This window comes from Glycomyces tenuis DSM 44171 (assembly GCF_000427885.1).
Classification (GTDB): domain Bacteria; phylum Actinomycetota; class Actinomycetes; order Mycobacteriales; family Micromonosporaceae; genus Glycomyces; species Glycomyces tenuis.
Genome location: NZ_ATYW01000009.1, coordinates 113,964 through 126,824, shown reverse-complemented (window position 1 = coordinate 126,824; position 12,861 = coordinate 113,964). Strand labels below are relative to the sequence as shown.

Sequence of the window (12,861 nt, the reverse complement as noted above, 5' to 3'; positions counted from 1 at the left end):
CGGGCCGGACGGTCTCGAATCACTTCGGGAGCGCGTTCGCGTGCACCTCGCGCATCTGGTCGTCGAAGGGGGGAACCGGGCCCACCGCAGTGATTCCCGGAGCCACCTCGTTGATCGAAAGTGGTCGGACCGGCGCTGAGGGAAGCCCCCATCCGGCGCGCCACTGCGCGAGTTGCGCGCTCGATGCGGCGTAGACGATGCGTCCGAGTCCGGCCCAGGCATGAGCGGCAGCGCACATCGGACAATGCTCTCCGGAGGTGTAGACAGTTGAGGCGGCCCGGGCATCCGGTTCGAGTGACGCGATCGCCCACCTGACCAGGGCCAGTTCGGGGTGTGCCGTCGGGTCGCCCGCTGTCGTCTCCCGGTTGAGGTCCTCGGCCAGAACCTGTCCGGCGCTGTCGACCAGTATCGAACCGAACGCCCCATCGCCCGCGTCGGCCGCGGCCCGTGCCAGTGCCACACACCGCGCCAGGTGTACCTCGTCCATTGAATTCAGCTCCATGCAGTCTCTCCACCAGCGTCTTCTCCGGTCCGATCCCGTCTTGAGCGTAGCGCCTGTTCAGATGGCCAGGGCGCGGATGAGTGTGGTCACCCACTTCGGCGTGGCCTTCGACATCACCTTCGGCCAGTTGCCTGGAATCCGAGGGTGAATACGGTCGGGCGGGGGGTGAGCCGGTGTTGTGGGAGTACGCCCGGTCCGCATGAGGCTGTGCCGATGCCCTGGAGTGCCGCGTCGAGGTTGACGTAGATCCGGTCGCGTTCGNCCAGGTCTGTGGGGTGCTCGGCCGTGTCGAGGTCTTCGGAGGTCCACGGCCGCACGGTCAGTGCGAAGTGCGGGGCGCCGTGCACGGTGAGGCCGGGGCCCTCGCCTGTCAGGGTCGCCCAGCGAACGTCGGTGCGGGAGCCGTTCTCCTGTGGGAAGACGTACGGGGTCTGCATTTGGGCGACGGTGGCGCTGTGGCGGCCGATGCGGGCGGCGGCGCGGGTGTCGGCGTAGGCCTCGCCGGGCCCCCCGCCGAACCAGGTGATCTGTTCCAACGCCTTCGGCACGGCCATCCTGAGGCCGAGTCGCGGCAGCGGGAAGTCCCACTCGCCGAGCGGCCGGGTCTCGAGCGTCAGCCAGGCTCTGGCCGCGCCCTCGAAGCGCCAGCGGTAGACCGCCTCCATCGCGAGGTCGGTGGCGGCGGGAGCCACGCGCGTGCGCACCACGGTGCACCCGTCTTCTGTGGCGATGTCGAGCGTCTTGTGCTCTAGGCGGTGCAGGCCTGCCTTGCGCCAGCGTTCGGCGATGCTGCCGTGCCAGCCGAGGCGGTCGTTGTCGGTGGGCGCGCGCCACAGGTCCAGGCGCGGCCCCTCGAATTCCAGCTCGCCCAGTTGCACCAGTCGGTGGTGGGCGTCGAAGACCGCGCTGGCCGTAGGCATCTCGCCGGGGACGAACGGCTCGGCCGGTTTCGCCTGCGAGCGCTCGGCGAGCGGCTTCCCCGCTTCGATGCGCCCTTGGCCCCAGGCGATCGTGTGTCCGGCCTTGGCCCACGGGCGATCCTTCGCGAGTGTTGCGGTCACGGTCAGCCACCGCTCACCGTTGCCGGGTGTCGCGGCCGCTTCGCGCAGCGCCGCAGGCCAAGAGACGAGCACCGAGCCGCCCGCCTGGATGACCGGCACGTCGAGCTCGCCTTCCGCGACGGTCGCACCGTCGTCCTCCAAGGCCCAGCCGAAGCGCAGGTGGGCGGTGTCGGTGAAGTCGTATCCGCTGGTCACGCCCACGGTCGCCGAGCCGGGGTCGACGGTGATCGTGACCGGCTCGATGACCTTCTTGTACTCCACGAGGCCGGGGGAGGGGGTCCGGTCGGGGAAGACCAGGCCGTCGGTGACGAAGTTGCCGTCGTGGAGCGGCTCGCCGAANTCNCCGCCGTAGGCGAACCATTCACGGCCGCCTGGAGTGCGCCGGCGGATGCCGTGGTCGATCCACTCCCACACGAACCCGCCCTGGCACCTNGGGTGCTGCTCGAACAGNCGCTGGTACTCCGCGAGNCCGCCGGGGCCGTTGCCCATCGCGTGCGCGTACTCGCACAGGATGAACGGNANGCNNCNNCGGTGCGCATCCAGCGCCGGGTCGGTCGTCGCGGGCTCGGCGCCCTGGCCGATCAGGTCGGTCTCGGCGTGGTCGGCGTACATGCGGGAGTAGACGTCGACGTAGCCGGAGTCCCAGTCGCCCTCGTAGTGGATGGGGCGGCCGGGGTCGCGNTCCTTGGCCCAAGCCGACATCGCGGCGAGGTTGGCGCCGGTGTGGGACTCGTTGCCCAGGGACCACATGATGACACTGGCATGGTTCTTATCGCGCTCGACCATGCGGGCCATCCGGTCGAGGTAGGCCTCGCGCCACTCCGGCGCCGCGGACGGGTTGCCCTTCCAGCCGACATGGATGAACCCGTGGGTCTCCAGATCGCATTCGTCCACGACCCACACGCCGAGCTCGTCGCACAAATCCAGGAACCGCCGGTCGGGCGGGTAGTGACTGGTGCGCACCGCATTGATGTTGTGCCGCTTCATGATCTCAAGATCGGCCCGCATCGTCTCGGCCGACAGCGTGCGTCCGTTCTCGGGGTCCCATTCGTGGCGGTTGACCCCCCGCAGCAGGATCCGGTGCCCGTTGACCTTGAGCAGACCATCCTCGACCGTCACCGTCCGAAAACCCAAGCGCAGTCTGACGGTCTCGACAGGAGTCGACACCACGGCGTCGTACAGGCGCGGCGTCTCAGCCGTCCACGGCTCGACCTCGACCGCGACCGATTCACCGACGGCGATGTCGATGCCCAGTTCGGGGACGCTCACCCGGGCGCCTTCGGCGTCGGCTTCGACGCGGAGGGCGCCCAGCCCGGTGGTGTGGTCGTAGTCGGCATGGACGAACACATCATCGATGCCGCCCTCGGGACGATGCACGAGAGCGACGGGCCGGAAGATGCCCGACAGCCACCACATGTCCTGGTCCTCCAGATACGAGCCGGCCGACCACTGATGGACACGCACCGCGACCGTGTTCTCCCCCTCGACCAAGTACTCGGTGACGTCGAACTCGGTCGGCAGGCGTGAACCCTTCCCGTCCCCGAGCCGGACCCCGTTGCACCACACCGCGAAACAGGAGTCGACCCCCTCGAAGCGCAGGACGGTGCGACCGGCCGAGGGCCAGTCGGCCGGGAGAGTGAAGACGCGCCGGTACTCCCCGGTCGGGTTGGCGTCGGGGACGCGCGGCGGATCCACCGGGAAGGGGAAGACGGTGTTGGTGTACTGCGGTTTCCCGTACGGGGCCGCCCCGTCGAGATCCTGCATCTGCCACATCGACGGCACCGCAAGCGTCTCCCAGCCCGCGTCGTCGCAGTCCGGCCGCTCGAAGCCCTCGGTGAGATCATGCAGCCCCGCCGCGAGCCGAAAACGCCACTCGCCGTCGAGGCCGAACACGACCGCATCAGACGGCAGCGCAGCACGAGGAGCGAGGCGCCCACTGCCAGGGCTGACATTTTCCACGTAGGAGAGATCGCTGTCGGAATCAGTTCGGCTCATCGCCACGGTTCCCTTCATATGCAGTCCGTCCGGCGCCACCGGGCGCGTGCCCCGTCCCGAGCGCCGCCTCGCGGGAGCTTAGCCGTCTTGCGGCGACGGGGCAGCCAGGTGAGACCGGTGTCACACTCAAGCCTGTCGCCACAGGGTCGCCGGGTCCACCCGGTGGCGGAGCGGCTCCCCGGCGGCGAGGCGTTCGGCCTCCTCGACCATGTACAGGCCCATCCGGGACAGCTCGTTGCCCTGCGATCCGGCCACATGCGGGGTGAGGAAGACGTTGGGCAGGTCGAACAGTGGCGATTCGGTCGGCAGCGGTTCGGGGGTGGTGACGTCGAGGACGGCGGACAGGCGCCCGGCGAGCAGTTCGGCGGTGAGGGCCTCGGTGTCGACGAGGTTCCCGCGGGCGGTGTTGACGACGACGGTGCCGTCCTTCATGGCCGCCAGGCGGGCGGCGTCGAGGAGGTTCGTCGTCTCGCGCAGGTCGGGGGCGTGGACGGAGACGATGTCGGCCGTGGCCACGAGCTCGTCGAGTTCGACGAGCCGCGCGCCGAGGGCGGCGGCCTCGGTCTCGTCGACGAAGGGGTCGGCCAAGAGGACTTCGAGGTCGAAGGGCCGCAGCAGTTCGATGACCTTCCGGCCGATCCTGGAGGCACCGATGACGCCGACGACGCGTCCGAAGTTGCCGACGTGGGGGTGGACGCGGCCGAGCACGAATGAGCGCTTCGCCCGGAAGTCCTCGCGGAGGTCGAAGATGCCCTTGCCGGCCAAGAGGATCGAGGCGAGGGTGTATTCGGCGACGGGGACGGCGTTGGCGCCGGCGGCGGAGGAGACGGCGAGGCCCCTGTCCCATGCGGCGGGGGTGATGTGCCATTTGACCGAGCCGGCGGTGTGCAGGACCGTGTGGAGCCGGGGCGCGGCCTCGACGGCGGCGGCGTCGAGTCTCGGCGCTCCCCAGCTGGAGACGATCACCTCCGCCTCGGCGAGCGCGGCGGCGGCGCGCGGCTCGTCGAAGTGTTCGGCCACGGTCCCGGGGTCGATGTCGAGGACGGCGGTCAGTCGCCGCATCAACGGCTCGGGGAACAACCGGGGGAGGTGTTCGGGGCCCATGGCGAACAGGGCGCGGGGTCGATCAGCCACTGGAGGTCCTTCAGTCGGCACGGATAGATATCGGTTTCTACCGTAGAGCCAGCCCGCCCTCTTGTCGATAGCGCATGGAGGGCAATTTTCCTTTCGCGCCGAGCGGCCTTCTGAAGTGCATATTCTCCTTCATGAGCTTGAACCGGTCGACTATGAGGTAACGATTCCGCATCGTCGGCTTGCGTTCGTGACCGGCCGCACTTAGATTTTTAGAGACCGTTATCTATCATCCGATGGACCGCTCGCCCCGAGACGAACGACCGCCCCGTCAGGCGTCGACGACACTGGGACGTGCCGCGCGGGCCTCGCCGAACCGGCCCGCGCACGAGGCGCCGGGCACCGCGGCGGCGGCCGCCCGGCCGAGCAGACCAGAAGGGACCCGATGCAGTGACCTCCACAGGCGCAGCACCCGACGCCGACGTCGGCGACGCCCGCCGCCCCCGGCACTGGACGTCCGCGCTCAAATGGAAGGGCGCGGCGTTCACCGCGCCGTTCTTCGCCGGATTCGTCCTGCTGTTCATCATCCCGCTGGGCTACGCGGTCTGGCAGGCGTTCTTCCGAGAGCAGACCTCCGGGCTCGGCCTGAGCGGCACCACCACCGAGTTCGTGTGGTTCGACAACTTCGCCAAGGCATTCGAGGACGCGACGTTCTGGGCGGCGATCACCAGGGTCCTGGTCTTCGCCTTCATCGTCGTGCCGGTCATGCTCGCCATCAGCCTCGCCATGGCGCTCCTGCTCGACATGGCCAAGCGGCGGGCCGTGCGGTTCTTCCGGCTCGGCTTCCTGGTCCCGTACATGGTCCCCGGCATCGTCGCCGCCCTCATGTGGATCTACATCTACAGCCCCCGCTCGGGGCCTCTCACGCCCGTGTTCGCCGATCTCGGCCTCGGAGTGAACTTCTTCGCCTCGGAGATGCTCTGGGTCTCCATCGGCAACCTGATCATCTGGAACACCATCGGCTTCAACATGCTCATCATCTACGCGGCGCTGCTGAGCGTGCCCCGCGAGCTGTTCGACGCCGCCCGCGTCGACGGCGCGAGCGAATGGCGCATCGCCTGGTCGATCAAGATCCCGCACGTGCGCGCGCCCCTGGCCCTGGTGGGCATGCTCTCGATCATCGGCCTCGTCCAGATCTTCAACGAGCCGCTGCTGTTCCGCCAGATCTCACCGGAGACCGTCACCAAGGACTTCACGCCGATCCTGTTCATCTACAACCAGGCCTTCGACGCCAACAACTACCACTACGCCGCCGCGGTGTCGGTGCTGCTGGCCCTGGTCATCGGGATCGTCTCCTTCGTCTACTACAAGCTCGCGAACAGGCCGACGACATGACCGCACCCAGCAGAACCGCCGACGACAGCACCGCACACGAGACGGCCCGGCGCGCGGCGCCGCCCTCCCGGCCGAGACGCCGGCGCCGGCCCAGGGCCGCCGAGGACATGCCGGTCGGGCACGGGCAGTCCCGCACCGGCCAGCTGTTCGTCCTCGCCGGACTCGGACTGTTCTTCGTCTACTCCGTCGCCCCGGTCTGGTGGCTGATCGTCTCGGCCACCAAGGACCAGCGGGACCTGTACGCCTCGCCCGGCCTCGAAGGGCTGTGGTTCGGGGACTTCAACCTGGTCGAGAACCTGAAGCTGGTCCTCACCTACGACGACGGCGTCTTCGTCCGCTGGACGCTGAACACCGTCTTCTACTCCGGTGTCGGCGCCCTGGTCAGCACGGTCATCGCCCTGGCCGCCGGCTACGGGATCTCGAAGTTCCGCTTCCGCGGTCGCAGCATCGCCCTCGGCTTCGTCGTCGCCACCTTCCTGGTGCCGGGCATGCTGCTCGCCTTCCCGCTGTACCTGCTGTTCAGCAAGATGGGCCTGGTCGACACCGTCTGGGCGGTCCTGATCCCCTCCTTCGTCAACGCCTTCAGCGTCTACCTCGCCAAGGTCTACTGCGACTCCTCGGTCCCCGACGAGCTGCTCGACGCGGCCCGCGTCGACGGCGCGGGGGAGCTCCGGCTGTTCTTCCAGATCGTCGTGCGCATCATGACCTCCGGGGCGGCCACGATCTTCCTGCTCGCGTTCGTCGGCGCCTGGAACAGCTTCTTCCTGCCGCTGATGATGCTGCGCGGATCGGACAAGTGGACGCTGGCGCTCGGCCTGTACGCGTGGGCCGGCAAGCGCGTCGAGTCGGGCACCGACCTGACGAGCCTGGTGATCATGGGTTCGCTGCTCTCGACGATCCCCCTGGCGATCTTCATGATCGCCATGGCCAGGTTCTGGCGCTCGGGGGTCACGCTGGGCAGTCTCAAGTGAGGTGCGGGCCGGAGCGGGCCGCGCTTCCGGCGCGGACGGGAAGCGGCCGCGACGGACGGGCGTGAGAGAGGGATGCGCCCGCCGCGGCCGCCGCTCAGGTGAGCCGCAGCGTCTCGACGAGCTGCGGGTAGTCCCCGAAGGCCCGCTCGACCTCGGTCGGGCTCAGCCCATAGCGCGACAGCTCGTACTCGTGCTGGCGTCCGATCCCGGGCCGGGCCAGCACGCCGTCGAGGTTGTCGGCGTCGGCCTCGGTCCACTTCGCGCCGATCAGCTCGTAGAGCTTCGGGACCTTCTCGTGCGGTTCGGCGTTCAGCCACGTGTAGGGCACGTCGACGAAGGCCTCCCGCGGGGCCGCGACGCGCGCCTCCCGCCCCCGCTCGATCGCCGTCACCTGGACGTCCAGCCACATCTTCCCGATGCCGTGCAGGTCCGGACGGCGCACGTGCATCGTCTGCGTCGCCTCGACCATCGAGCACAGCGATCCGATCACCGTGACCGGGTCGCGGTGCGTCCACACGATCGTCGCGTCGGGGAACACCTTCAGGATCGCCGGGATCCGTTCGAGGTGCATGGGGGACTTCAGGATCCACCGCTTGCGCTCCCTGCCGTACTGGAGGACCTGGAGCGCCTGCTTCAGGTACTCGTAGTCGGGCAGGTGGTCGCGGTCCTTCAGCCACTCGTGGTACTCCGGCATGAGCACCCGCGCCAGGTGGTGGCTGCCGTGCGGCAGCAGGTAGTTGCACTCGTCGGGCTTCTCGGCGTTGAGCGGGTGGATGACCCTGAACGCCGGCGCCAGGCGCATGAACGTGCCGACCATCCGCTGGGTGTCCCTGATATGGCGGCGCTTCGTCGCCTCGCCGCGGTCGAGATCGGTGAACATCCACTCCCACAGCGCCGGCCCGCGGTGGTCGGCCGATTTGGCGATGATGTTGTGGGCCAAGGTGGTGGCGGTGCGCGGCAGCCCGGCGATGAAGACGGGCCGCTCGATCGTCTCATCGGCGACGGCCGGGGTCTCGGCGAGGATGCGCTGGACGCGCAGGCGGTTCTCGATGCGGTTTCGCAGGTCGCCCACCACGCTCTGCCACCCCATCGGGCTCAGAGCGGAATCGGTGGTGAAGCACCGCATCAGGAAGCGGAACTCCTCGATGAACCCGGAGACGGCGGCGGCGTCGCCGCCGGTGGCCTTCTCGGCCTTCGCGACGATCGAGTCGAAGACGCGGTCGGGGCGGCGCTGGCTCACCGCCGTCGGTTTCAACAGGACGTTGAGCACGTTCGTGGTCATAGACTTGCGGCGCATTCGGGGGTGGCTCCTCATAGTCCGATGGGGTCGGGCCATTCTCGCACAGTCACACCCGCTGGTCCAGACGGCCGACGAGACCGGGGACGAGGGCTGCCGCCACCGCGCCGCACGCCGCCAGCGCGGGGTACCCGCCCACCGCTACCAGCGGCCCGCACGCCAGACCGCCGAGGGCGGCGGCGACGCCCATGACCACTTCGCCCAGGCCCTCGCGGCGCAGCCGGACCTCGCGCGGCAGCGAGGCCGTCAGCAGCGCGCTCCCCGAGACCAGGCCGAGGTTCCACCCGGCGCCGAGCAGCGCCATCGCCGCCGTGAGCGCCGCCGTCGAGTGGGCGTCGGCCGCCGCCAGAGTGCACGAGGCGGCCATCACCAAGCCCGCCAGCGCCGCGGCGCGCCGAGCGCCCAAGCGGCCCACCAGACGCGCGCTCACCGGCGAGGGCGCGAACATCCCGGCGATGTGGACGCTGACCATCAACCCGATCCCGCCCAAGTGCCCGCCGGCGTGCTCCATCTGCACCGGTGCCATCGTCATCACCGCGACCATGACCAGATTGGACAAGGCGAGCACCGTCAGGCCCGGCGCCGCCGAAGCGGTCGAGGCGGCCTCGGCGTCCGCCTCCGCCGCCCGTGCCCCGGCCGCCGCTCCCCGCGGCCCGGCCGCGAGCACGACCGCCATGAGCGCGAACGCCGCCGCCCCGAAGACGTAGGCGCCGCCGAGCGCGGGCAGGCCGAGGTCCGCGGCGGCGCGGCTCGCCGGGGCCAGCAGGTTCGGCCCGGCGACGGCCCCGACCGTCGTCGCGGTCAGGACCGAGGCCATCGCCTTGGCCCGCATGGGCTCGGACACCGTCTCGGCGGCGGCGTACCGGCAGAGCATGACCGCCGCGCCCCCCGCGCCGAGCAGCGCGCTGCCCGCCACGATGAGCGCCAGCGCCGAGGCCAGGGCGCCCGAGGTGACGACGAGCGAGCCGACCGCCGCGCTCGCCGCGCCCGCGGCCAAGGCCCGGCGGCGGCCGAGCGAGACGGTCAGGCGCGAGGCCAGCGCGGCGGCGCCGGCGGCCCCCGCCACCTGCGCCGTCTGCGGCCACCCGGCGGCGCCGGTGCCGCCGACCTCGTGCGCCAGCAGCGAAGCGGCCGTCCCGGTCAGCGACTGCGCGAAACCGCCGATGACGCAGGCCGCCCAGAGCGTCCGGACCGCGCGGCGGCCCGCGTCCGATCGCGGCCCCGTCGCGGCGGCCGCGGCAGTACCGTGGATTCCCATGCCATGAGGTTATGGAGCATCCGGGCCCGCGTGAATGGGCGACGAGGTGCGATCGGGCCCGCCCGCGTTGCGAACGAAAGGAATTCGGGCATGAACGCGTTCCGTTCGGCAGCACTCGACGACGTCGACTGGAAGATCCTCGCCGAACTCCAGCGCGACGCCCGATTGTCGTACAACGAGCTGAGCCGCCGCGTCCACCTCTCGGCCCCCTCGGTCGCCGAGCGGGTCCGGCGACTGGAGGAGTCCGGCGTCATCACCGGCTACGCCGCGCGGGTCGACCCCGAGCGGGCCGGGCAGCCGCTGCTGGCGTTCGTCCAGTTGCGGTGCGCGAGAGGCCAGTGCCTGCTGCGCACCTCGGGAGCCGAGGACTACCCGGAGATCGCCGAGATCCACAAGCTCAGCGGCGAGTACTGCACCATGCTCAAGGTCCGCTCAGCGTCGCTGACGCACTTCGAAGGCTTCGTCGAGCGGCTCGGCGAGCACGGCGAGATGCGCACCCACATCGTGCTGTCCACGCAGTACGACGACCGGCCGCTCGAGCCGTCGGTCCTCGAGCGGGAGGTCACCGACGCCGAAGGCTGGCAACGGCCCTAGGGAACCTGCTTCAGCATCGAAGCGAACACGACCGCCCCCTCGGGGTACTGTTCGGCCGCGTACGACTCGAGCTCGGGGGTCACCAGTGTCGCGTCGATCCGCGCCACGCCGTGCTCGGTGTCGGGCCGGCCGCTGTTGACCACCGCAGGGAAGCGCTCGGCGAGGTCGTCGACGATGCCCTGGAGCTCTGCGTCCGAGAGCTCCTCGGCCGGTTCGGGGGCCGGCGGCTCGGTGTGCTCCAGGTGCGGGTAGTCGGCCATGTCGATCTCACCGGCGGGGACCGGCTCCTCGGTGAGCACGAGGGCCTCGCCGTCGAAGGTGCCGGTCACCAGGTACGTGCCCCACCGGGTGCCCGCCGCCTCCTCGTGCTCGACGGCCGCCCAGTCCCAGCCCGCGACGTCGAGGCCGCCGCCCTGCGGCGGATAGGACTGGGCCACGACGCCCGCCAGCTGCGGGCCGTGCTCCTCGTTCTCGAGCACCGTCAGCGCGCCCTGGTAGACCGTCTCCTCCGCCTCGCCCTGGCCCGATCCGCCTTCCGGCTCGTCCGAGCCGCGCTCGCCGGCTCCGCAGGCGGCGAGCGCGAGCAGCGCCGCGACAGGGAGCAGTCTGAAAAGTGTCATTTGTGCATGCATACCCCTTGGACGCCTCCGGGAGAATTCCGGTTCCCGACTGTCGCCCCCCGGTGCTACCGTCGCCTTGGCGCCGACCCGACGCCCCGTCCCCCATGGAGAAAGGCTTCACCATGAGCCAACGATCCAGCACCGCGGCCGCCCTGGCGGCGGGCGTCACCGTCCTGTTCTGGTCCTCGGCGTTCGTCTCGATCCGCGACGCCGGCCGGTACGTCGAGCCCGGCCCGCTCACCTTGGGGCGCATGGGCATCGCCGCCGTCGTCCTGCTCGCGATCTGGGCGCTGCGGCGCGAGGGCCTGCCCGACCGCAGGGCGTGGCCGGGGATCGTCACCGCCGGCGTGCTGTGGTTCGGCGTCTACATGGTGGCCCTCAACTGGGGCGAGCAGCTGGTCGACGCCGGGACCGCCGCGCTCGTGGTCAACATCGGCCCGATCCTGATCGCGCTGCTCGGCGGCTGGGTCCTGAAGGAGGGCTTCGCGCCGCGGCTGTTCATCGGCATGGCCGTCTCCTTCGCCGGGGTGCTCGTCGTCAGCCTCTCCATGTCCGGCGAGGGCGCCACCTCCGTCCTCGGCGTCGTCCTGTGCCTGATCGCCGCCGTCACCTACGCCATCGGCGTCGTGGCGCAGAAGCCGGCGCTGCGCCACACCTCGCCGTTGCAGTTCACCGCCTTCGGCTCCACCATCGCCGCCGTGCTGTGCCTGCCGTTCGCGCCCGCGCTGGCCTCCGAGCTCGGCGAGGCCCCCGCCGCCGCGACGCTCCACGTCGTCTTCCTCGGCGTGTTCCCCACCGCGCTGGCCTTCATGACGTGGGCGTACGCGCTCAAGCGCACCACCGCCGGCAAGATGGGCGCCACCACCTACATCGTCCCGGCGCTGGTGGTGCTCATGTCGTGGGCGTTCCTCGGCGAGGTGCCGAGCTGGCTGACCCTCGCCGGCGGGGCGCTGTGCCTGCTGGGCGTGGCGGTCTCGCGGTCCAAGAGCCGCCGCCCCGAAGCGGCGGCCGAGGTCGCCGCCGCGGCGCCGCAGCCGGTCGAACCGGTCGCGCCGCCCGTGCGGTAGCGGCCCCGCGGTGCCGCATATGCGCCTCGAAGGCGCTGTACGGCGCGGAGCGGCCGACTGCGCGATTTTCGGCGATTTCATGAATATTATCCACTGTTGAGTATACGGTTCCGCCGTCGACCACGATTCGAACGGAGTCCCGTATGCACACCTTGCGACGTATCACGACCTTCGCCGCCGTCTCGCTCGCCCTGTCCGCCGCGCTGCCCGCCGCCGCCCACGCCCGGACGACCGTCGACTACGTCGCCCTCGGCGACTCCTACTCCTCGGGGAGCGGCACCGGCTCCTACACCGACTCGGCCTGCAAGCGCTCGGACCTGGCCTACCCGGCGCTCCTCGCCGAGCGGCTGGGGGCCGAACTGAGCTTCGAGGCCTGCTTCGGCGCCACCACCGGGGACGTGCTCGCCGAACAGGCCGCCGCCCTCGACGAGGACACCGACCTCGTCACGCTCACCGTCGGCGGCAACGACATCGACTGGAACGAGGCCGTCGTGGCGTGCATGATCCCCGCCTACGACTGCACCGGCGACATCGAGCGGTCCGAGCGGATAGCCGAGAACGAGCTGCCGGGCCTGCTCGACGCCGTCTACAGCGACATCGCCGCCCGCTCGCCGCACGCCGAGGTGTACGTGCTCGGCTATCCGCGCCTGTTCTCCGCCACGAAGGCCTGCGACGCCTTCGGGCTGATCGGCGAGGGGGAGCAGCGGCGGATGAATCAGGGCGCCGACCTGCTCTCCGAGGTCATCGAGAGCGCCGCGGTCGACCACGGCTTCACCTACGTCGACGTCCGCGACGAGTTCGAGGGCCACGCCGTGTGCGACGACGACGAATGGCTGCACGGCCTGACCTACCCGGTGGGGGACTCGTACCACCCCAAGCGTCCCGGTCACGCCAAGGGCTACCTGCCCGCGATCACCGCCGCACTGTGATCCGCGCGAGCCGGCGGCGTCGACGTCCGCGCCGCTCAACGCCCTTCCCGGAGTGAGGTTAACGGGCCCTGGCGCGCGCCAATAGAATCGGCGAGGACCAC

11 protein-coding genes are annotated in these 12,861 nt (G+C 70.4%); 5 read left to right on the top strand and 6 right to left on the bottom strand.

What is annotated here, in order from left to right:
- Positions 1–19: 19 nt before the first annotated feature.
- The 3 genes from YWW_RS0112205 to YWW_RS0112195 all read right to left on the bottom strand — a co-directional run bounded on the left by YWW_RS0112205 (position 20) and on the right by YWW_RS0112195 (position 4,692).
- Complete coding sequence (locus tag YWW_RS0112205) at positions 20–502, bottom strand: deaminase (RefSeq protein WP_026930341.1); 483 nt, start codon at positions 500–502, stop codon at positions 20–22.
- 113 nt (positions 503–615) lie between these two features.
- Positions 616–3,558 (bottom strand): glycoside hydrolase family 2 TIM barrel-domain containing protein, encoded by a 2,943-nt coding sequence (locus YWW_RS0112200; protein WP_026930340.1) that lies wholly within the window; start codon positions 3,556–3,558, stop codon positions 616–618.
- Between the two features lie 126 nt (positions 3,559–3,684).
- Entirely contained in the window at positions 3,685–4,692 is a 1,008-nt protein-coding gene (locus YWW_RS0112195; RefSeq protein ID WP_026930339.1) for a hydroxyacid dehydrogenase, read from the bottom strand.
- Positions 4,693–5,079: 387 nt separating this feature from the next.
- On the opposite strand from YWW_RS0112195, the gene YWW_RS29980 reads away from it, so the two are divergent.
- Positions 5,080–6,024 (top strand): carbohydrate ABC transporter permease, encoded by a 945-nt coding sequence (locus YWW_RS29980; protein ID WP_081687415.1) that lies wholly within the window; start codon positions 5,080–5,082, stop codon positions 6,022–6,024.
- Positions 6,021–6,995, top strand: a complete 975-nt coding sequence (locus YWW_RS0112185; protein WP_026930338.1) for a carbohydrate ABC transporter permease — start codon at positions 6,021–6,023, stop codon at positions 6,993–6,995. Before YWW_RS29980 ends, YWW_RS0112185 begins: the two co-directional genes overlap by 4 nt.
- 94 nt (positions 6,996–7,089) lie before the next feature.
- Here YWW_RS0112185 and YWW_RS0112180 read toward each other — a convergent pair whose 3' ends face one another.
- Positions 7,090–8,292 (bottom strand): sulfotransferase family protein, encoded by a 1,203-nt coding sequence (locus YWW_RS0112180; RefSeq protein WP_026930337.1) that lies wholly within the window; start codon positions 8,290–8,292, stop codon positions 7,090–7,092.
- Positions 8,293–8,341: 49 nt separating this feature from the next.
- A complete protein-coding gene (locus YWW_RS0112175; RefSeq protein WP_035704436.1) occupies positions 8,342–9,550 on the bottom strand; it encodes an MFS transporter in 1,209 nt (402 codons plus the stop codon).
- 90 nt (positions 9,551–9,640) lie between these two features.
- Here YWW_RS0112175 and YWW_RS0112170 point away from each other — a divergent pair, with 90 nt between their 5' ends.
- Entirely contained in the window at positions 9,641–10,144 is a 504-nt protein-coding gene (locus YWW_RS0112170) for an Lrp/AsnC family transcriptional regulator (RefSeq protein WP_026930335.1), read from the top strand.
- Here YWW_RS0112170 and YWW_RS34065 read toward each other — a convergent pair.
- Complete coding sequence (locus YWW_RS34065) at positions 10,141–10,764, bottom strand: hypothetical protein (protein WP_026930334.1); 624 nt, start codon at positions 10,762–10,764, stop codon at positions 10,141–10,143. The genes YWW_RS0112170 and YWW_RS34065 overlap by 4 nt on opposite strands.
- Positions 10,765–10,886: 122 nt before the next feature.
- Between YWW_RS34065 and YWW_RS0112160 the strand changes: the two genes are divergently transcribed.
- Both YWW_RS0112160 and YWW_RS0112155 read left to right on the top strand, forming a co-directional pair.
- Positions 10,887–11,831, top strand: a complete 945-nt coding sequence (locus YWW_RS0112160; RefSeq protein WP_026930333.1) for a DMT family transporter — start codon at positions 10,887–10,889, stop codon at positions 11,829–11,831.
- A 143-nt stretch (positions 11,832–11,974) separates the two neighbouring features.
- On the top strand, positions 11,975–12,760 hold the full coding sequence (locus YWW_RS0112155; protein WP_051325711.1) for an SGNH/GDSL hydrolase family protein: 786 nt from the start codon (positions 11,975–11,977) through the stop codon (positions 12,758–12,760).
- Positions 12,761–12,861 lie beyond the last annotated feature (101 nt).

Bases quoted from the DNA above. Each gene is read 5' to 3' on its own strand.
- YWW_RS0112205 (WP_026930341.1), bottom strand. From the start codon at position 502: ATGGAGCTGAATTCAATGGACGAGGTACACCTGGCGCGGTGTGTGGCA.
- YWW_RS0112160 (WP_026930333.1), top strand. From the start codon at position 10,887: ATGAGCCAACGATCCAGCACCGCGGCCGCCCTGGCGGCGGGCGTCACC.
- YWW_RS34065 (WP_026930334.1), bottom strand. From the start codon at position 10,764: ATGACACTTTTCAGACTGCTCCCTGTCGCGGCGCTGCTCGCGCTCGCC.
- YWW_RS0112175 (WP_035704436.1), bottom strand. From the start codon at position 9,550: ATGGGAATCCACGGTACTGCCGCGGCCGCCGCGACGGGGCCGCGATCG.
- YWW_RS0112185 (WP_026930338.1), top strand. From the start codon at position 6,021: ATGACCGCACCCAGCAGAACCGCCGACGACAGCACCGCACACGAGACG.
- YWW_RS0112155 (WP_051325711.1), top strand. From the start codon at position 11,975: ATGCACACCTTGCGACGTATCACGACCTTCGCCGCCGTCTCGCTCGCC.
- YWW_RS0112170 (WP_026930335.1), top strand. From the start codon at position 9,641: ATGAACGCGTTCCGTTCGGCAGCACTCGACGACGTCGACTGGAAGATC.
- YWW_RS0112180 (WP_026930337.1), bottom strand. From the start codon at position 8,292: ATGCGCCGCAAGTCTATGACCACGAACGTGCTCAACGTCCTGTTGAAA.